The organism is Streptomyces sp. WMMB 714, from assembly GCF_900090125.1.
GTDB classification, from domain to species: Bacteria; Actinomycetota; Actinomycetes; order Streptomycetales; family Streptomycetaceae; genus Streptomyces; species Streptomyces daqingensis.
In genome coordinates this window covers 24,155-41,739 of record NZ_FMHJ01000011.1, presented here as the reverse complement: position 1 = coordinate 41,739, position 17,585 = coordinate 24,155, and the positions used below count along the sequence as shown (strand labels likewise).

Genomic DNA, 17,585 nt, shown 5'->3' with positions numbered 1-17,585 from the left:
TTGACCGGCTGTGATGGCGTGGCGACAGGGGGTCGTGCACGTGCATCGGCACATGCATAGGCACATGAACGAGGCTATGATCCAGGGCAGTTGAAGGACGACGGTGTCCGTACCGCGCACTGTGCGATCACCCCCCACCGCACCAGCCCGGGAGTACCAAGTGCCTCACCCGTACAACGGCATGGCCGCCAGGGACCTGGACGGGGCCGTGTGGCAGAAGAGCCGGCACAGCAACTCGCAGGGAACCTGTGTGGAGTTCGCCAAGCTGCCGGGCGGCGAGATAGCAGTACGCAACTCCCGCTTCCCGGACGGCCCGGCGCTCGTCTACACGCCCGCCGAGGTCGAGGCGATGCTTCTCGGCGTCAAGGACGGCGAGTTCGACCACCTCGTACAGGGCTGACGCCGCGCGGACGACACCAGGGCCGTCATGTAGGACGCCGCCGGGGCGGCCGGGGGTTGAGCCGGAGCCGGAGTGTTCCGGAGCCGGAGCAGGGGGGATGCGGGGCCGGAACCAGAGGGGTTCGGGGCCGGAACCGAGTGAGCCGGAGTCCGAGTGAGCCGGAGTCGCCGCGCGGGCGGCCGGACACCACGGACCGTCAACGGGCCCGTGGGGGTGCGGAGTCGGGCAGCGCGGCGCGGACGGGCCCCGCGCCGTCGTTGCGCTGAACCGCCTGCGACTGTCCGCGCCTGCCCCGTGCCCGTCCTCGTCCTCGTGTCTACGCCGGCGCTATCCGGAAGAGCGCCCAGACGACCTTGCCGCGCATCATGCCGGTCAGCGGATGCCAGCCCCAGCCGTCACTGAAGGACTCCACGAGGCACAGTCCGCGACCCGACTCGGCGGTGAAGTCGACGAATTCGGTGCAGGTGTTCGTGGTCGTCCGGGGCGGCGCGCCGCTCGGATCGCGTACGGCGCACACCAGCCGCGCCGCCCAGCGCATGAGATCGAGCCTCACCGGAGAGGTCAGTTCCGGTGAGGTGGCCCGAGAAGTGAGGCCGTGGCGCAGTGCGTTGGTCACCAGCTCCGAGACGACAAGGGCGACGGTGTCGAACTCGCCCTCGAGTCGCCAGCGTTGCAGGGTCTCGCGGGTGAAGTCCCGTGCGCTCTTCACTGCGTCGAAACGCGGCGGCAGCGCGCAGGTGGCAGACCCGGAGACGCTCGAGTGGCCGAGCTGCGGAAGCCCGCGCCACACGGGCTCCAGCACTGTCGATCCTTCGGTCCCCATGACGAGCCACTCCTGGCTATCGCGGCAGTGATGATCCTGTGTGGATCCGGTCGGCTTGCTGTCCCGATGGGTCTCGCTGTTCCTCGTTCGCCATACCCCGTATGTCACAACTGTGCTGACAGGCAGCGCACTTGTGCGATCCCCATGGTTGCCAATGCCCAGAGCAGATGCAAGGGCAGATGCACGTGCACGCGAGACTTTCGATCGTGTGTAATCACCCGGGCACGCAACGAAGCGCATTGATGGCACACTTCCCTCAGGGCAGGGGTGAAGGGTTTCTCGAAATGGAGACACAACCGGCAATGGGTGCGAGTGGCGGCGCAATCGGGGCAAGTGGCTCGAGCGGGTCGATGGTGCGACGTATCCTGCTCGGTTCCCAGTTGCGCCGTCTCCGCGAGTCCCGCGGCGTGACGCGTGAAGCTGCCGGCTACTCGATCCGTGCCTCCGAATCGAAGATCAGCCGAATGGAACTGGGCCGAGTGAGCTTCAAAGCCCGTGACGTGGCCGACCTGCTCACGCTCTACGGGGTGGTCGACGAGGCCGAGCGCGAACCGCTGCTCGGGCTGGCGAGGGATTCGAGCATAGCCGGGTGGTGGCACAACTACAGCGACGTGCTGCCCGGCTGGTTCCAGACGTACGTCGGTCTCGAAGGCTCGGCCTCGCACATCAACACCTACGAAGTGCAGTTCGTCCACGGCCTGTTGCAGACGGAGGAGTACGCGCACGCGGTCGTCACGGCGGGCCACCGGGAGTACATCGCCCGGGAGGAGGTCGAGCGCCGGGTCGCCCTCCGGATCGAGCGTCAGAAACTCCTCATCGGAGAGAACGCCCCGCAATTCCTGTGCATTCTGGACGAGGCGGCGCTGCGGCGCCCGTTCGGCAGTCACGCCATCATGGACGCCCAGCTCAGGCATCTCGCCGAGGTCTCCGAGGCGCCCAACGTGAACGTGCAGGTGGTCCCGTTCGAACTCGGCGGGCATCCCGCCGAGAGCGGTGCGTTCACACTGCTGCGCTTTCCGGAGTCGGATCTCAACGACGTCGTTTATCTCGAGCAGTTGACGAGTGCGCTGTACCTGGACAAGAAAGATGAAGTCGCCCACTATGACCAGGTGTTGGCCAGGCTCGTGAAGGACAGCCTCTCACCTGCGCGGACGCGGGACCATCTGAATCGAATCCGCCGGATCGGCTGAGTTGCAAGTACGATGACTGGCTATCAGTACGAGGTTGTGCCGTGCCGCGGCCCGGAGCAGTGGCATTGCTCGGCTTGTTTCTGCCCGACGAAGGAATGACATGTCCTACTTCACGGACCTGGCGCTTCAGTACATAGACGGCGAATGGCGCCCCGGAAGCGGCTCCTGGGACATCATCGACTTCGATCCCTTCAACGACGAGAAGCTCACGTCGATCACGGTGGCCACCGCCGAGGAGATCGACACGGCTTACCGGGCAGCGGAACGTCATCAGCGCGCGTGGGCCGAGACCAGCCCGTACACACGGCGTCAGGTCTTCGAGCGTGCGATCCGCATCATCGAGGACAACGAGCAGGAGATCACCGAGGCGCTGATCGCCGAAGTCGGTGGCACGCACGTCAAGACGGCGATCGAGATCCACCAGACCAAGGAGTTCCTCCGGGAGTCGATCCACCTCGCGCTGCGCGCGGAGGGCCGGATCCTCCCCTCGCCGATAGACGGCAAGGAGAACCGCGTCTACCGCGTGCCGGTGGGCGTCGTCGGCGTCGTCTCCCCGTTCCACTTCCCGTTCCTCCTGGCGATGAAGACGATTACGCCCGCGCTCGCGCTCGGTAACGGAGTCGTACTCAAGCCGCACCAGCACTCTCCCGTCTGCGGCGGCTCGCTCGTCGCCAAGGTGCTGGAGGAGGCGGGGCTGCCTCCGGGCCTGCTGAACGTCGTGATCACCGACACCGCCGAGATCGGCGACTCCTTCATCTCGCACCCGGTGCCCAAGGTCATCGCCTTCACCGGCTCGGAGCCCGTCGGCCGGCAGGTCGCGACTGTCGCGGCCTCGCATTTCAAGCGGACCGTCCTGGAACTGGGCGGCAACAGCGCCCTCATCGTCCTCGACGACGCGGACCTCGACTACGCGGTCGACGCCGCCGTCTTCAGCCGCTTCGTGCACCAGGGCCAGTCGTGCATGGCGGCGAACCGCATCATCGTCGACCGCAGCATCCTCGACGCCTTCGCCGAGAAGTTCGTGGCGAAGGCGCGCACCCTCACCGTCGGGGATCCGTCCGACCCCAAGACGCACATCGGGCCGCTCATCAACGCCGTGCAGGCGGAGAAGGTCAGCAACCTCATCGAGCGCAGCCTTTCGGAAGGCGCGACGGCTCTCGTCCGCGGCGCCAGGAACGGCAACGTCATCGCACCGACGATCCTCACGGACCTGCCGGAGTGCTCGCCGGCCCTGCGCGAGGAGATCCTCGGTCCCGTCGCGTTGGTGATCCCGGTCGACGGCGAGGACGAGGCCGTCCGGATCGCGAACGACACCCCGTACGGCCTCGGCGGCGCCGTGCACACGGGCGACGTCGAGCGCGGCCTGCGCCTCGCGCACAGGATCGACACGGGCATGGTGCACATCAACGACACCACCGTCGCCGACGAGCCGATAGTGCCGTTCGGCGGCGAGAAGAACTCGGGGCTCGGCAGGCTCAACGGCGAGCAGGCGGTCGACGCGTTCACCACCACCAAGTGGATCTCCATCCAGCACCGCCGCACCGGTTTCCCCTTCTGAGTCCCGCGGCCGCCGGCCGTCGCTCTCCGGACCCGCCGCGCTTCGAGGACGCTCCCTGTCCGCAAGGCTGCATAACGTGAGGTCATCGAGAGACGCCGGACCGGCGGCTCCTGGCGGAAGGCGATGACCATGCCCGTAGTGGTGAAGCCCGAGACACCCGGTGACGAGCGCGGAGCACTCCTGGCGTACCTGGACGCCCAGCGGGGAGGCGTCCGCCGCGCCCTGCACGGCCTGACCGAGGAGCAGGCCCGCAGCACCCCCTCGGCCAGTGAGCTGTCGCTGGCCGGGATCCTCAAGCACATGGCCGTCGGCGAGCGCGGCTGGCTGCGCAAGCTGCTGGCGGACGGCCAGGAGTACGACCACGCCGCGGCGATCGAGGAATGGGAGGACAGCTTCAAGCCCGGCGACGGCGAGACCGTCGAGGCGCTGCTCGCCCTGTACGACCGGGTGGCGAAGGAGACCGAGGAGGCCGTACGGGCACGGCAGTCACTCGACGAGACGTTCGACTCCCCCAAGGTCCCGTGGGACGAGGGCGGGAAGCGCTCCTGGCGGTGGGCGCTGCTGCACCTGATCGAGGAGACGGCACGCCACGCGGGTCACGCGGACGTCATCCGGGAGACCATCGACGGCAAGGGCGCCTTCGACCTCGTCTTCGAGACGGGCGCGATGCCGGAGCCGGACTGGGCGGCGTACGAACAGGAACACCTCAAGTGACCGGCGGCCGGTGACCGGCCGCCGCGCCCCTCGGCCACGGTCCGCGCCGGGGCGCCCCGACGGCGCCCCGGCCCTGCCGCCGTACGTCCTCCCACGCCCGCCCGTCCAGGGGGTGTCCCGAAGTCCCGTCCGGCCCGCGGCCGGAACGACGCTACTTCGGGACACCCCCTAGGCTTGCGGCGGCGCAGACTGCTGCGGGGCGACGAGCGGACGGCGGAGGCGAGGGGCGATGTCGGCGATCCGGCTGCTGGTGCTGGGCGCGGTGCGCCAACACGGGCGGGCCCACGGCTACATGGTCCGCAACGACCTGGAGTTCTGGGGCGCCCACGAGTGGTCCAACGCGAAGCCGGGCTCGATCTACCACGCGCTCAAGCAGCTCGCCAAGCAGAACATGCTGCTGGCGCACGAGACCGCCCCGAGCACGGCCGGGGGGCCGCCGCGCACGGAGTACGAGCTGACGGGTGACGGCGAGGCGGAGTTCATGAGGCTCCTGCGGCACGCGCTGACCGCCGTCGACGAGAAGCAGGACATGCTCACCTCCGGGGTCGGCTTCCTCGTCGACCTGCCGCGCGAGGAAGCGATCGCCCTCCTCCGGCAGCGGATCACGGCGCTGGAGGGATGGCGCCGGGAGGTCACGCAGCACTGGTCGCCTGACGAGAGCACCCCGGAGGAGTGGGGGCACATCGGCGAGATCATGAAGCTCTGGGTGCACAACGCCGACAGCGGTGCCCGGTGGGCGCGCGGCCTCGTGGAGCGCCTGGAGAACGGGGCGTACGTCATGGCGGGCGAGGGCGACCGCGCCCGTGACGTCCTGCCGCCGGGCGCCCCGAACCCCTACGCGGAGAAGTAGCCGAGAAGTAGCCGCGTCCGCAGGGCCGTCCGGCTCACCAACCCGCACCAACCCCCGCCGCGGAGGCGGCAGTTCACGCGCGGCGGCGCCGAGGCTCCGCCCGCCCGCCTGCGGCAGCGTGCGCGACCGCCGCCCGGGGAGAGCTGACGGCTCGTGAGGGAGCGCCGCCGCTACGGGCCCCGCGTGTGTGCCGGTGCCCCGGGCCGGGCACCCTGACCGGGGCCTCGATCGGGAGCGACCTTATGCTTCGGAGCATCGGGTGACATACCGGAAAACCGCGTGTGAGGAGCAGGAGCGAAGTGGTCGGGGAGCCGAAGCGGAACGGCCGGTCGGCGGAGGACGGTGAGAGCACGGAGGAGGCCAGGGCCCTGGCCGAGGACGCGCACAGCGCGTTCACGCCGCCGATGGGCGTGCCCCTTCCCCCGGCTCCGGACGAAGAGCACCCCACCTCCGAATTCGCCGTTCCGGAAGGGCTGTTGACCTCCCCGCCCACCGAGCTGGGCAGCGCCTTCACCCCGCCGGAGGGCATCCCCAAGGTCTCCCTGATCAAGCCCGGTACCCCGTGGCAGGACCGGATGCGCACCATGATCCGGATGCCGCTGGCCGAACGCCCGGCCCCGGAGCGGGCCAGACGCCCCGAGGACGCCGAGTCGGGTCCCGCCGTGCCGCGCGTGCTCGACCTCACACTCCGCATCGGCGAGCTGCTGCTCGCGGGGGGCGAGGGCGCCGAGGACGTCGAGGCCGCGATGTTCGGGGTGGCGCACGCCTACGGGCTCGACCGCTGCGAGCCCACCGTCACCTTCACCCTCATCTCGATCACCCATCAGCCGTCGCTGGTCGACGACCCGGTGACGGTCGGCCGTACCGTCCGCCGCCGTGGCACCGACTACACCCGGCTGGCGGCCGTCTTCCGGCTCGTCGACGACATCACCAAGGGCGAGGTCACGCTTGAGGAGTCCTACCGGCGTCTCGCCGCCATGCGCCGCAACAGGCATCCCTTCTCCAAGGGGGCGCTGACGGTCGCGAGCGGTTCCCTCTCGGGCGCCGCCTCGCTGCTGGTCGGCGGCGACGGGCTCGTCTTCGTGCTCGCGGCGCTCGGCGCGATGCTCGGCGACCGGCTCGCATGGCTGTGCGCGGGGCGCGGGCTGCCGGAGTTCTACCAGTTCACGGCCGCGGCGATGCCGCCCGCCGCGATGGGCGTCGCCGTCGCGCTCATGGACGACCAGAACGAGACGAAGCTGAAAGCCGCCGCCGTCATCACCGGTGGACTCTTCGCGCTGATTCCCGGACGTGCCCTCGTCGCCGCCGTGCACGACGGCCTGACAGGCTTCTACATCACCGCGGCGGCCCGTCTGCTGGAAGTCGTCTACCTCATCGTGGGCATCGTGTGCGGGGTGCTCGTCGTCCTCTACGTCGGTTCCGAGCTGGGCGCGCAGCTCACTCCGGAGAGCGCGCACGGAAGAGTCCTGCCCGTGACGCAGCTCCTCTCGGCGATGCTGCTGGCGCTGTCGTTCTGCGTGCTCCTCCAGCAGGAACGTCACACCGTCCTGCTCGCCACCCTCAACGGCGGCGTCGCCTGGCTGATCTACGGAGCGCAGCGCATGGCCGACGTGAACGCCGTCCCGGCGACGGTCGTGGCGGCCGGACTGGTCGGTCTCTTCGGGCAGTTGATGTCCCGCTACCAGTTCGCCTCGTCGCTGCCGTACATCACGGCGGCCATCGGCCCGCTGCTGCCCGGAAGCGCCACGTACTTCGGGCTGCTCAACATCGCGCAGGGCCACATGGACGAGGGTTTCCTGAACCTCTCCCGCGCCGCGGCGCTCGCGCTGGCCATCGCGATCGGGGTGAACCTGGGCGGCGAACTGGCCCGGCTGTTCATCAAGAGCCCCGGAGTGGAGACGCCCCTGCCGGGCCGCCGCGCGGCCAAGCGGACGCGCGGCTTCTGAGCCTCGCGTGACGGCCCCCGCGCCGGGGCCGAAGCACCGTCCCCGAAGTTCCGCTTCGCACCCGTCGAGCCCAGTGGAAACGACGAAGGTGCGCCCCGCCCTGCGGGACGCACCCTTTCGCTTCCGCCCTGTCGCCGGGCGAACGTATCGGTGCTTCAGTGGTCGCCGTGAGCCTCAAGGCGCTTGATCGACGCTTCGACCTCGGCTTCCGCTTCCGCGCGCCCGACCCAGTTCGCGCCCTCGACGGACTTGCCGGGCTCCAGGTCCTTGTAGACCTCGAAGAAGTGCTGGATCTCCAGCCTGTCGAACTCGCTCACGTGGTGGATGTCCCGCAGGTGCTCCATACGGGGATCGGACGCCGGGACGCACAGCAGCTTGTCGTCACCGCCGGCCTCGTCCGTCATCCGGAACATGCCGATGGCGCGGGACTTGATGATGCATCCGGGAAAGGTCGGCTCGTCCAGCAGCACGAGCGCGTCGAGGGGGTCCCCGTCCTCGCCGAGGGTGTGGTCGACGAAGCCGTAGTCGGCGGGGTACACGGTGGACGTGAAGAGGTGGCGGTCCAACCGGATGCGCCCGGTCTCGTGATCCACCTCGTACTTGTTCCGCGAACCCTTCGGGATCTCGATGACGACGTCGAACTCCAAGGGAGGCTCCTCAATGATCAGCACATGTATCTGGTGATTAAGTGTCCCCCACGCACGTACACCGTCGCGAAAGGGGCTGATCGAGGTGCGTGACACCGCCGCGAAGGTGCGTGGCACCGCGATCCGGGCGTACCGGGAGACCCGGGCCCGTGCCCGGCGGTACGGACGGCGGATCCGGCAGCACTGGCGGACCGCGACGCCGCAGAAGCGGCAGACCGCGCGAGTGGCGGCGGGGTCCGCCGCACTCGGACTCGCGGTCGCGGTCACGGCGGTGGCCGTGACCGGACCGTGGGACTCGGGTCAGCGTACGGCGGAGCGCTCCCGGGCCGCCGCCCGGGAAGGCCGAAGTGGCGGGAACCACACCGGTGAAGGCCCAGGCGGCACGGGCTCGGCGCACGCCCCGAAGGTGCTCGCGGCCCTGAACCCGGAAGCGGCCGGAGGCGCCGGATCCCGGTCGGGCGGCGGAGCTCCGCCCCCCGGCTCCGAAGCCCTCGCCGACGCGCTCGAACCGCTGGTCGAGGACGGCGACCTGGGCAAGCGCCACGCCCTGTCCGTCGTCGACGCCGCCACCGGCAAGCGCCTCTACTCCGTCAAGCCCCGCACCACGCTCACGCCCGCCTCCACCGTCAAGCTGGCCACCGCGGCCGCGGCCCTCTCGGCACGCGGCGCCGACCACCGCATCGAGACGCGGGCGGTGCGCGGCGACGACAAGGACGAGGTGGTCCTGGTCGGCGGCGGCGACCCCACGCTCAGCGCCGGGGCCCTGAAGAAGCTGGCCCGCGCGACGGCCCGCGAACTGGGTGGAAAGGACGCCGGCAAGGTCTCGCTGAAGTACGACACCTCCCGCTACAGCGGACCGGTCAAGCACTCCATCGGCACGAACGACAACCTCGCCCCCGTGACGCCGCTCATGGTGGACGAGGGCCGTCTCGAGGGAACGTCCGACCGCCCCCTGCACGGTCCCGCCCCCCGCTCGGCCGAACCCGCGGCCGACGCGGCGGAGGCCTTCGCCGACGCGCTGGAGGAGCACGGCGCCGAGGTCGACGGCGACCCGGAGAAGGAAAAGGCCCCCCGCGACGCGGAGGAGCTGGCGGTGCACCGCTCCGCGCCCCTGTCGGCGCTGGTCGAGCGCATGCTCACCTACAGCGACAACGACATCGCCGAGGCGCTCGCCCGCCAGACCGCGCTCGCCTCGGACGGGTCCGCCGGCTTCGAGAGCGCGGGGAAGGCCGTACGCGCCCGTCTGGACAGGCTCGGCCTCCCCCTCGACGGATCCCGCTTCGCCGACGGCAGCGGACTGTCACGCTCCGACAAGGTGTCGCCGGCCCTCCTCACCAGCCTGCTCGCCCGCGCGGCGGACTCCCGTCACGCTGATCTGCGTCCCGTCCTCACGGGACTGCCCGTGGCGCGCTTCACCGGCACGCTCGGCGACAGGTACGCCGGCGACTCCGGCAAGGCGGGGGCGGGGCTGGTACGGGCGAAGACGGGAACCCTGACCGGCGTCAACGCGCTGGCAGGCAGCGTCGTCGACGCCGACGGCAGGCTGCTGCTCTTCGCCTTCATGGCCTCCGGCACCAAGGACGGCAAGGCCGCCCAGAAGACCCTGGACGAGCTCGCGTCGGCCCTCGCCAACTGCGGCTGCCGGGAATCGCCCTCCGCGGGCTGAACCGTGCCCCGGGCCTGAGCGTCCCCCGCGGTGGGGCCGCCGCTCCGGCGCAGCCTCCCGCGCGACGGCGGCGCAACGTACCGTGAAGTCATGACGAGCCTCGGTGGTGTGGAGATGGTCGACTGGAATCTCGCGGTCACGACGGCGACGCGGCTCGTGAGGCCGGGACCCGAAGTGACCCGCGAGGACGCACGGGCCGTGGTGAGCGAGCTGCGGCGCCACGCGAAGGCGTCGGAGGAGCACGTCCGGGGCTTCACCCGCATGTACCCGGAGGGCTCCGGGGAGTCGGACACCCCCGTGCTCGTCGTCGACCGGCCCGGCTGGGTCCGCGCCAACGTCGCCGGCTTCAGGGAGCTCCTCTCGCCGCTGCTGGCCAAGATGCAGGAGCGGCGGAGCAGCGGCCCCGGCGGCGCCGTGCTCGGCGCGGTCGGCGGCAAGGTGACGGGCGTCGAGGTCGGCATGCTGCTGTCGTTCCTCGCGTCCAGGGTGCTCGGCCAGTACGAGACGTTCGCCCCCGTGACGCGTGACCTGCCCGGCGGGCCCGACGGGGGCGGCCGGCTGCTGCTCGTCGCGCCCAACATCGTGCACGTGGAGCGCGAACTGGAGGTCGACCCGCACGACTTCCGGCTCTGGGTGTGCCTGCACGAGGAGACGCACCGCACCCAGTTCGCCGCGGTGCCCTGGCTCCGCGACCACATCCAGGGCGAGATCCAGGCGTTCCTCGGCGAGGCCGACATGGACCTGCCCGCGCTGCTGGAGCGCGTGCGCGAGGCCGTGCAGTCGCTGGCCGGGGGCCGTGCGCCGGAGACGGACGAGGAGAACGGCACCGGCCCGGACCGCGGCAGCATCGTCGAGCTGGTGCAGACGCCCGCGCAGCGCGAGATCCTCGGTCGTCTCACTGCGGTGATGTCCCTGCTGGAGGGGCACGCGGACTACGTCATGGACGGGGTCGGCCCCGAGGTCGTGCCGAGCGTCGCGGAGATCCGGGAGAAGTTCCAGAAGCGCCGCGCCACCGGCGCGGGCCGCCTGGACCAGGCGCTGCGCAAGCTCCTCGGCCTCGACGCGAAGCTGCGGCAGTACCGCGAGGGGGAGCGTTTCGTACGAGCCGTCGTCGAGGACCTGGGCATGGACGGCTTCAACCGGGTGTGGACCTCGCCCAACACCCTTCCGACGAAGGCGGAGATCGGCAGGCCCGCCGACTGGATCGCGCGCATGCGCTCCTGAGACGGGGATGCCGCGGGGCCGCCGGGCGGCGGACGGCCCCGTTCGAGGGAACAGCCGCTTACTCGGGGAGCGGCCCGTCGACATCCGGAAGCTTCGCCAATCACTCGTCCGAGGGACCGAGAATGACGGGACCGCGTGCGATGCTCTGGGAACCCCTCCATCTCTGTCACCATCGACACACTCAGCGTGACAAGACCTCTTCGAGGAAGTGAATCGGACATGGGTCCCCATCCCGCGGTTGCTGCAATACGCCTGGCGGTTCGCCGCGCACTTCACGACGTACTCAGCGAACAAGCTGCTCTCCGCGAAAAGGCCGGCGACACAACGCATCCCCCCGGGCCTCCGCTCGTGCTCGTCGCCTGCTCCGGCGGCGCCGACTCGATGGCCCTCGCCTCCGCCCTCGCCTTCGAAGCCCCGCGCCTCGGCCTCCGCGCCGGCGGCGTCACCGTCGACCACGGCCTGCAGGCCGGCTCAGCGGACCGCGCGCGGGAAGTCACCGAACGACTCACCGCTCTCCGACTCGAGCCCGTCGAATCCATCGCCGTCACCATCGGACGTACGAACACCGGTCCCGAAGCCGCCGCACGCGACGCGCGTTACGCCGCCCTCGACGAGGCCGCCGACCGTTGCGGTGCCGCAGCCGTGCTGCTCGGGCACACCCGGGACGACCAGGCCGAGACCGTTCTCCTCGGGCTCGCCCGCGGTTCCGGGACGCGCTCGCTCTCCGGCATGGCCGAGGTCACGAGCCCCAACGACCGCTACCGCCGTCCCTTCCTCGCCATCGACCGCCAGACCACCCGCAGAGCCTGCCTCGCGCAGTCGCTCCCGGTCTGGGACGACCCCCACAACGACGACCCCGCCTACACCCGTTCCCGTGTGCGCCACGAAGCCCTGCCCATGCTGGAGAAGGCTCTCGGCAAGGGCGTGGTCGAGGCGCTCGCCCGTACCGCCCGCCTCTCCCGCGACGACGCGGACGCCCTGGACAGCTGGGCCCTGCAGGCCGAGCGCACCGTACGCACGGACGTGCCCGGCACCGACGGCTGGGACGGCGTGGAGCTGGACACGGCCCGGCTCTACGCGCTGCCCTCCGCCGTACGCCGCCGCGTACTGCGCCGCGCAGCCATCGCGGCCGGTGCGCCGGCCGGCTCGCTCTTCGCCCGCCACCTCGAGGAAGTCGACCGGTTGATCACTGCCTGGCGGGGCCAGCGCCCCATCAATCTGCCAGGGCGTGTCGAAGCCGGAAGGCAGGGTGGCAGACTGGTCCTTCGGCATGGCTCACCGACCCCGCCGGCACCGACCGGCTGACCGTCCCTCCGGGGGCGGCCGCCGGCCGGCGGCAGGGTGGGCCGAGACCTCGACCGAGAGCGGCACGGGTGGACGAGAAAGACATGGGCACCGACCTGAAGTCGGTCCTCATCACCAAGGAACAGATCGACGCGAAGCTCACGGAGCTGGCCGCTGAGATCGACGCGGAGTACGCGGGCAGGGAACTCCTCCTCGTCGGGGTCCTCAAGGGCGCCGTGATGGTCATGGCGGACCTGGCCCGTGCCGTATCGACCCCGGCCACCATGGACTGGATGGCGGTCTCCTCGTACGGAGCGGGCACGCAGTCCTCCGGCGTGGTGCGCATCCTGAAAGACCTCGACACCGACATCAAGGGCAAGCACGTCCTGATCGTCGAGGACATCATCGACTCCGGGCTGACGCTCTCGTGGCTGCTGTCCAACCTCGGCTCCCGCGAGCCGGCCTCGCTGAACGTCTGCACGCTGCTGCGGAAGCCCGACGCTGCGAAGGTGGACATCGACGTGAAGTGGGCGGGCTTCGACATCCCCAACGAGTTCGTCGTGGGCTACGGGCTCGACTACGCGGAGAAGTACCGGAACCTTCCGTTCGTCGGCACTCTCGCGCCGCACGTCTACGGCGGCTGAGCACACGCAAAGGGCGCGACCTGCGGGCCCGGCGGGAACCATGCCGGGCCGCGCTCCGTTGGAGGAGCCAGGACGGTCCTTGTTTGGCCGTCCTCGGCGGCACCCTGAGACAATGCTGAGGTACCGTCCGAAGGTCAGCGTTTTCAACTCACTGTGGCAGGAGGGACGGGGCGCACGCGCTCCGTATGGATGGACGTGAAGCGATACTTCCGCGGGCCGGTCATGTGGATCGTGCTGGCCGTCCTCGCCGTGGTCGTGTTGATGCAGGTCGTCGGTTCTTCCGGCGGCTTCAAGACGGTGGACACGGGACAGGTAGTCCAGGCGATCGACCAGGACAAGGTGAAGTCCGCCGAGCTCACGACCGGCGATGAGCAGATCGTGAAGCTCGAGCTCAAGGACGGCGCCAAGGTCGAGGACAGCGACAAGATCAAGGCGAGCTACATCGACAACCAGGGTGTCGACCTCGCCAAGAAACTCCAGAGCAAGTACGAGCAGAGGGAAATCCCCAAGGGCTACACGGTGGCGCCGCAGCAGCAGAACCCGTTCGTCGGGATGCTGCTCTCGTTCCTGCCGTTCGTGCTCATCATCGTCGTCTTCCTGTTCCTGATGAATCAGATGCAGGGCGGCGGCTCCCGGGTGATGAACTTCGGCAAGTCGAAGGCCAAGCTGATCACCAAGGACACCCCCAAGACGACGTTCACCGACGTCGCGGGGGCGGACGAGGCATGCGAGGAGCTCCAGGAGATCAAGGAGTTCCTGCAGGAGCCCGCCAAGTTCCAGGCGGTGGGCGCCAAGATCCCGAAGGGTGTGCTGCTCTACGGCCCGCCCGGCACCGGCAAGACGCTGCTCGCCCGCGCGGTCGCGGGTGAGGCGGGGGTCCCGTTCTACTCGATCTCCGGTTCCGACTTCGTCGAGATGTTCGTCGGTGTGGGCGCCTCCCGGGTGCGTGACCTCTTCGAGCAGGCCAAGGCCAACGCCCCGGCGATCGTCTTCGTCGACGAGATCGACGCCGTCGGCCGCCACCGCGGCGCCGGCATGGGCGGCGGTCACGACGAGCGTGAGCAGACGCTGAACCAGCTGCTTGTCGAGATGGACGGGTTCGACGTCAAGGGCGGGGTCATCCTGATCGCGGCCACCAACCGGCCGGACATCCTCGACCCGGCGCTGCTGCGCCCGGGCCGGTTCGACAGGCAGATCGCGGTCGACCGTCCGGACATGCAGGGCAGGCACGAGATCCTCAAGGTCCACCAGAAGGGCAAGCCCATGGCTCCCGACGTGGACCTGGGTGCCGTCGCGCGCCGTACGCCCGGATTCACGGGCGCCGACCTCAGCAACGTGCTGAACGAGGCCGCGCTGCTCACCGCGCGCAGCGACAGCAAGCTCATCGACAACAAGTTCCTGGACGAGGCGATCGACCGAGTCGTGGCCGGGCCGCAGAAGCGGACCCGGATCATGAGCGACAAGGAGAAGAAGATCACCGCGTACCACGAGGGCGGACATGCCCTGGTGGCGGCGGCCTCACCCAACTCCGATCCGGTTCACAAGATCACGATCCTCTCCAGAGGCCGTGCCCTCGGTTACACGATGGTGCTGCCGGACGAGGACAAGTACTCGACGACGCGGAACGAGATGCTCGACCAGCTCGCCTACATGCTGGGCGGCCGTGCGGCCGAGGAGCTCGTCTTCCACGACCCGACGACGGGTGCGGCGAACGACATCGAGAAGGCGACCGCGACGGCCCGCGCCATGGTCACGCAGTACGGCATGACCGAGCGGCTCGGCGCGATCAAGTTCGGCTCCGACCAGTCCGAGCCCTTCCTGGGCAAGGAGATGGGCCACCAGCGCGACTACTCCGAGGAGGTCGCCGGGCTGGTGGACGAGGAGGTCAAGAGCCTGATCGAGACGGCGCACAACGAAGCCTGGGAAATCCTGGTGGAGAACCGCGACGTCCTCGACAACCTCGTGCTCGCGCTGCTGGAGAAGGAGACGCTCGGCAAGGAGGAGATCGCCGAGGTCTTCGCCCCCGTGGTGAAGCGCCCGAGCCGTCCCGCGTGGACCGGTTCGTCGAGGCGGACGCCGTCCACGCGGCCTCCGGTCTCGTCGCCGGCTCTCGCGAACGGTGCGACGCCGAGCCTTGAGAAGGGCGGCGGCAAGGAGATCGGGCCCCGTGACTCGGACGCCATCGTCGAGCCGGTGGACCCCACGGAGAACTGACCGGTCTGTGTGTGCCGGCCCACATCGGGCCGTGGAATGTCAGCCGCGCCCCCCGGGTTGTCCGACCTGAGGGGCGCGGCTCATTGCTGTACCAGTACCAGGAGCGAGGCGACAGATGACCGACCCGGTGATGCTCGGTGAAGAGGACCAGGGCGCGGCAGGTGTCTTCGACGAGAAGAGGGCGCAGGACGCCGTGCGCGAGCTCCTGCTGGCCGTCGGGGAGGACCCGGAGCGTGAGGGGCTGAGGGAGACGCCCGCCCGGGTGGCGCGCGCCTACAGGGAGCTGTTCGCCGGGCTCCACCAGCGCCCCGAGGACGTGCTGACGACGACGTTCGACCTGGGGCACGACGAGATGGTCCTGGTCAAGGACATCGAGGTGTTCAGCACGTGCGAGCACCATCTCGTGCCCTTCCACGGCGTCGCCCACGTGGGCTACATCCCGTCCGTCGACGGCAAGATCACGGGGCTGTCGAAGCTGGCCCGGCTCGTGGACGTCTACGCGCGCCGCCCGCAGGTGCAGGAGCGGCTGACCACGCAGATAGCGGAGTCGCTGATGCGGATACTCGAACCGCGCGGCGTGATCGTCGTCCTGGAATGCGAGCACATGTGCATGTCGATGCGCGGCATACGCAAGCCCGGTGCGAAGACCGTCACTTCGGCCGTACGCGGGCAGTTGCGGGACGCGGCGACCCGCTCCGAGGCGATGAGCCTGATCCTGCGCTGACCTGACCTGACCTGACCTGACCTGACCCGACCCCGGCCCCGAGCCGGACGGCGGGCGCCGGGCTCCGGCTGCCGCAAAGCTGCCCCCGGTCCGCCGTGGGTCACCGGGGGGCTTCGCTCGAGCGGGTGGTGTCAGGCGGCCGTGGCGGCCGGGGGGTTGTCGTCATCGTCGTCGGGGAGGCGGCAGACCCGCTCCAGGAAGACCGCGGCAGCGACGACGGCGACGCCCGCCAGGACGGCCAGCCCGGCGTACACCGTCTGGTCCTGGCGCGCGGGGGCCTCCGAGCTGTCCATCAGGAGGAAGACCCCCACCCCGCCGTAGACGCCGGCGACCAGCGCCGCGACCAGCGCGCTGGCGTGGCCGAAGAGGACGGCCCTCGCGGCCATCATCGGGTCGACGCCCTTGGCGCCCGGCACCCTCTCCCGCTGGGCCTTGAGTCTTGAGCGCAGCGACAGGGCGGTGGCCAGCAGCACCGTCGCGATGACGGCGAGCACGATCGGCGAGGCGGAGGGGACGCCGGGCAGGGTGCCCAGCGAGTTCCACAGGCGCGCCGCGGCCCAGGCCAGCACTCCGGCGACGACGAAGACGCCCGCCAGGACAGGGATACGCAGTTCCTTCACGGGGTTCCCAACGACTACTCGGGCAGGCTGAGTTCCAGGTCCGTGCGCGGCGCGACGCCCTCGTTCCCCAGTCCGGCCAGGAGTTCGGCGACCGCGCCGCGGCCCGGTACCTCGGCACCCGGATCGACGTCGTGCCACGGCACGAGGACGAAGGCACGCTCGTGCGCGCGGGGGTGGGGCAGGGTCAGCCTGGGGTCGTCCGAGACGACGCCCTGGTAGGCGACGATGTCGACGTCGATGGTCCGCGGTCCCCAGCGCTCGTCGCGTACGCGCTCCAGGGCCTCCTCGATGGCGTGGCCGCGCTCCAGCAGCGAACCGGGCGGGAGGGTCGTGCGTACGAGGACCACGGCGTTGAAGTACGACGACTGGCTGCCGGGCTCCACGCCCCACGGCTCCGTCTCGTAGACGGGGGAGACCGCCTTGACCGCGAGCCCCGGGGTGTCGGCGAGCGCGTCGACGGCGCTCTGCAGGCGCTCCAGGCGGTTGCCGACGTTGCTGCCGAGAGCGATCACCGCCTGCTGCGGATTCTGGAGAGTGGTGTCTGCCGCGTCGACCTGGCGCACGACGGAGGCCGGCACCGGCTGTACGGTCGGGTCACTGTTCGGCGTCATGCGCGGCTCCGCTTGATAGTGATGGTCACGTCGTCGAAGGGCACGGTGATCGGTGCGTCCGGCTTGTGCACGATCACCTCGGCTTCCTGCACAGGCGCGTGTGCGAGGCAGACGTCGGCGATCCGCTGGGCGAGCGTCTCGATGAGGTCGACGGGGTCTCCCTCGACGACGGAGACGATCTCCTCGGCGAGTACGCCGTAATGCACGGTTCTGGTCAGATCGTCGGCTTCGGCGGCCGGCCGGGTGTCCAGGCTCAGCTCGACGTCCACGACGAAGATCTGACCCTCCTCCCGTTCCCTTTCGAGGACTCCGTGATGCCCGCGGACCCGAAGGCCGCGCAGCGAGACCCGGTCCACGCGAATCCCTCCCGTCTGCGTCCTGGCCGTGCCCTGAGCGCGCCTCGCGCCGTCACGGCTCGAACATCCTCCTGATTTCCGCCTCGAATGTACCCGCGAGCCACGACTGCGCCG

17 protein-coding genes are annotated in these 17,585 nt (G+C 70.1%); 12 read left to right on the top strand and 5 right to left on the bottom strand.

Annotated elements, in window-relative coordinates:
* Positions 1 to 160: 160 nt before the first annotated feature.
* On the top strand, positions 161 to 400 hold the full coding sequence (locus H181DRAFT_RS19895) for a DUF397 domain-containing protein (RefSeq protein WP_045865925.1): 240 nt from the start codon (positions 161 to 163) through the stop codon (positions 398 to 400).
* 316 nt (positions 401 to 716) lie between these two features.
* Here H181DRAFT_RS19895 and H181DRAFT_RS19890 read toward each other — a convergent pair whose 3' ends face one another.
* Positions 717 to 1,223 (bottom strand): ATP-binding protein, encoded by a 507-nt coding sequence (locus tag H181DRAFT_RS19890; RefSeq protein WP_045865924.1) that lies wholly within the window; start codon positions 1,221 to 1,223, stop codon positions 717 to 719.
* Between the two features lie 284 nt (positions 1,224 to 1,507).
* Here H181DRAFT_RS19890 and H181DRAFT_RS19885 point away from each other — a divergent pair, with 284 nt between their 5' ends.
* The 5 genes from H181DRAFT_RS19885 to H181DRAFT_RS19865 all read left to right on the top strand — a co-directional run bounded on the left by H181DRAFT_RS19885 (position 1,508) and on the right by H181DRAFT_RS19865 (position 7,481).
* Positions 1,508 to 2,413 (top strand): helix-turn-helix domain-containing protein, encoded by a 906-nt coding sequence (locus H181DRAFT_RS19885; protein WP_175439806.1) that lies wholly within the window; start codon positions 1,508 to 1,510, stop codon positions 2,411 to 2,413.
* A 100-nt stretch (positions 2,414 to 2,513) separates the two neighbouring features.
* Positions 2,514 to 3,971 (top strand): aldehyde dehydrogenase family protein, encoded by a 1,458-nt coding sequence (locus tag H181DRAFT_RS19880; RefSeq protein ID WP_045865922.1) that lies wholly within the window; start codon positions 2,514 to 2,516, stop codon positions 3,969 to 3,971.
* A 129-nt stretch (positions 3,972 to 4,100) separates the two neighbouring features.
* Positions 4,101 to 4,685: a DinB family protein gene (locus tag H181DRAFT_RS19875; protein WP_045866067.1), complete on the top strand. Its 585-nt coding sequence runs from the start codon at positions 4,101 to 4,103 to the stop codon at positions 4,683 to 4,685.
* Positions 4,686 to 4,914: 229 nt separating this feature from the next.
* The gene (locus tag H181DRAFT_RS19870) at positions 4,915 to 5,535 is read left to right on the top strand and encodes a PadR family transcriptional regulator (protein ID WP_045865921.1); all 621 of its coding nucleotides are present in this window, start codon (positions 4,915 to 4,917) and stop codon (positions 5,533 to 5,535) included.
* Between the two features lie 299 nt (positions 5,536 to 5,834).
* Complete coding sequence (locus tag H181DRAFT_RS19865; RefSeq protein WP_045865920.1) at positions 5,835 to 7,481, top strand: threonine/serine exporter family protein; 1,647 nt, start codon at positions 5,835 to 5,837, stop codon at positions 7,479 to 7,481.
* A gap of 155 nt (positions 7,482 to 7,636) precedes the next feature.
* Here the strand turns inward: H181DRAFT_RS19865 and H181DRAFT_RS19860 are convergent, their stop codons facing one another.
* Positions 7,637 to 8,128, bottom strand: coding sequence for an inorganic diphosphatase (locus H181DRAFT_RS19860; protein WP_028432807.1), 492 nt, complete (start codon positions 8,126 to 8,128; stop codon positions 7,637 to 7,639).
* A gap of 85 nt (positions 8,129 to 8,213) precedes the next feature.
* Here H181DRAFT_RS19860 and dacB point away from each other — a divergent pair, with 85 nt between their 5' ends.
* From dacB to folE, 6 genes are all read left to right on the top strand, one after another.
* Positions 8,214 to 9,794: a D-alanyl-D-alanine carboxypeptidase/D-alanyl-D-alanine endopeptidase gene (gene dacB, locus H181DRAFT_RS19855; protein WP_078895857.1), complete on the top strand. Its 1,581-nt coding sequence runs from the start codon at positions 8,214 to 8,216 to the stop codon at positions 9,792 to 9,794.
* Between the two features lie 90 nt (positions 9,795 to 9,884).
* On the top strand, positions 9,885 to 11,018 hold the full coding sequence (locus H181DRAFT_RS19850; protein ID WP_052708671.1) for a zinc-dependent metalloprotease: 1,134 nt from the start codon (positions 9,885 to 9,887) through the stop codon (positions 11,016 to 11,018).
* 219 nt (positions 11,019 to 11,237) lie between these two features.
* Entirely contained in the window at positions 11,238 to 12,323 is a 1,086-nt protein-coding gene (gene tilS / locus H181DRAFT_RS19845; RefSeq protein WP_045865918.1) for a tRNA lysidine(34) synthetase TilS, read from the top strand.
* An 83-nt stretch (positions 12,324 to 12,406) separates the two neighbouring features.
* Complete coding sequence (gene hpt, locus H181DRAFT_RS19840) at positions 12,407 to 12,946, top strand: hypoxanthine phosphoribosyltransferase (protein WP_045865917.1); 540 nt, start codon at positions 12,407 to 12,409, stop codon at positions 12,944 to 12,946.
* Between the two features lie 189 nt (positions 12,947 to 13,135).
* Positions 13,136 to 15,160, top strand: a complete 2,025-nt coding sequence (ftsH, locus tag H181DRAFT_RS19835; RefSeq protein WP_045865916.1) for an ATP-dependent zinc metalloprotease FtsH — start codon at positions 13,136 to 13,138, stop codon at positions 15,158 to 15,160.
* Between the two features lie 115 nt (positions 15,161 to 15,275).
* On the top strand, positions 15,276 to 15,884 hold the full coding sequence (folE, locus tag H181DRAFT_RS19830) for a GTP cyclohydrolase I FolE (RefSeq protein ID WP_045865915.1): 609 nt from the start codon (positions 15,276 to 15,278) through the stop codon (positions 15,882 to 15,884).
* 131 nt (positions 15,885 to 16,015) lie between these two features.
* Here the strand turns inward: folE and H181DRAFT_RS19825 are convergent, their stop codons facing one another.
* The 3 genes from H181DRAFT_RS19825 to folB are packed head-to-tail and all read right to left on the bottom strand — an operon-like array spanning position 16,016 to position 17,471.
* Positions 16,016 to 16,504 (bottom strand): DUF3180 domain-containing protein, encoded by a 489-nt coding sequence (locus tag H181DRAFT_RS19825; RefSeq protein WP_045865914.1) that lies wholly within the window; start codon positions 16,502 to 16,504, stop codon positions 16,016 to 16,018.
* Positions 16,505 to 16,518: 14 nt separating this feature from the next.
* On the bottom strand, positions 16,519 to 17,115 hold the full coding sequence (gene folK, locus H181DRAFT_RS19820; RefSeq protein WP_045865913.1) for a 2-amino-4-hydroxy-6-hydroxymethyldihydropteridine diphosphokinase: 597 nt from the start codon (positions 17,113 to 17,115) through the stop codon (positions 16,519 to 16,521).
* Entirely contained in the window at positions 17,112 to 17,471 is a 360-nt protein-coding gene (gene folB / locus H181DRAFT_RS19815; RefSeq protein WP_045865912.1) for a dihydroneopterin aldolase, read from the bottom strand. Before folB ends, folK begins: the two co-directional genes overlap by 4 nt.
* Positions 17,472 to 17,585: the final 114 nt, after the last annotated feature.

Excerpts from the sequence above, each read along its gene's own strand:
- H181DRAFT_RS19870 (WP_045865921.1), top strand. The coding sequence starts at position 4,915 with ATGTCGGCGATCCGGCTGCTGGTGCTGGGCGCGGTGCGCCAACACGGG.
- ftsH (WP_045865916.1), top strand. The coding sequence starts at position 13,136 with ATGGACGTGAAGCGATACTTCCGCGGGCCGGTCATGTGGATCGTGCTG.
- folE (WP_045865915.1), top strand. The coding sequence starts at position 15,276 with ATGACCGACCCGGTGATGCTCGGTGAAGAGGACCAGGGCGCGGCAGGT.
- hpt (WP_045865917.1), top strand. The coding sequence starts at position 12,407 with ATGGGCACCGACCTGAAGTCGGTCCTCATCACCAAGGAACAGATCGAC.
- H181DRAFT_RS19875 (WP_045866067.1), top strand. The coding sequence starts at position 4,101 with ATGCCCGTAGTGGTGAAGCCCGAGACACCCGGTGACGAGCGCGGAGCA.
- tilS (WP_045865918.1), top strand. The coding sequence starts at position 11,238 with ATGGGTCCCCATCCCGCGGTTGCTGCAATACGCCTGGCGGTTCGCCGC.
- H181DRAFT_RS19850 (WP_052708671.1), top strand. The coding sequence starts at position 9,885 with ATGACGAGCCTCGGTGGTGTGGAGATGGTCGACTGGAATCTCGCGGTC.
- folK (WP_045865913.1), bottom strand. The coding sequence starts at position 17,115 with ATGACGCCGAACAGTGACCCGACCGTACAGCCGGTGCCGGCCTCCGTC.
- H181DRAFT_RS19890 (WP_045865924.1), bottom strand. The coding sequence starts at position 1,223 with ATGGGGACCGAAGGATCGACAGTGCTGGAGCCCGTGTGGCGCGGGCTT.
- H181DRAFT_RS19880 (WP_045865922.1), top strand. The coding sequence starts at position 2,514 with ATGTCCTACTTCACGGACCTGGCGCTTCAGTACATAGACGGCGAATGG.
- H181DRAFT_RS19885 (WP_175439806.1), top strand. The coding sequence starts at position 1,508 with ATGGAGACACAACCGGCAATGGGTGCGAGTGGCGGCGCAATCGGGGCA.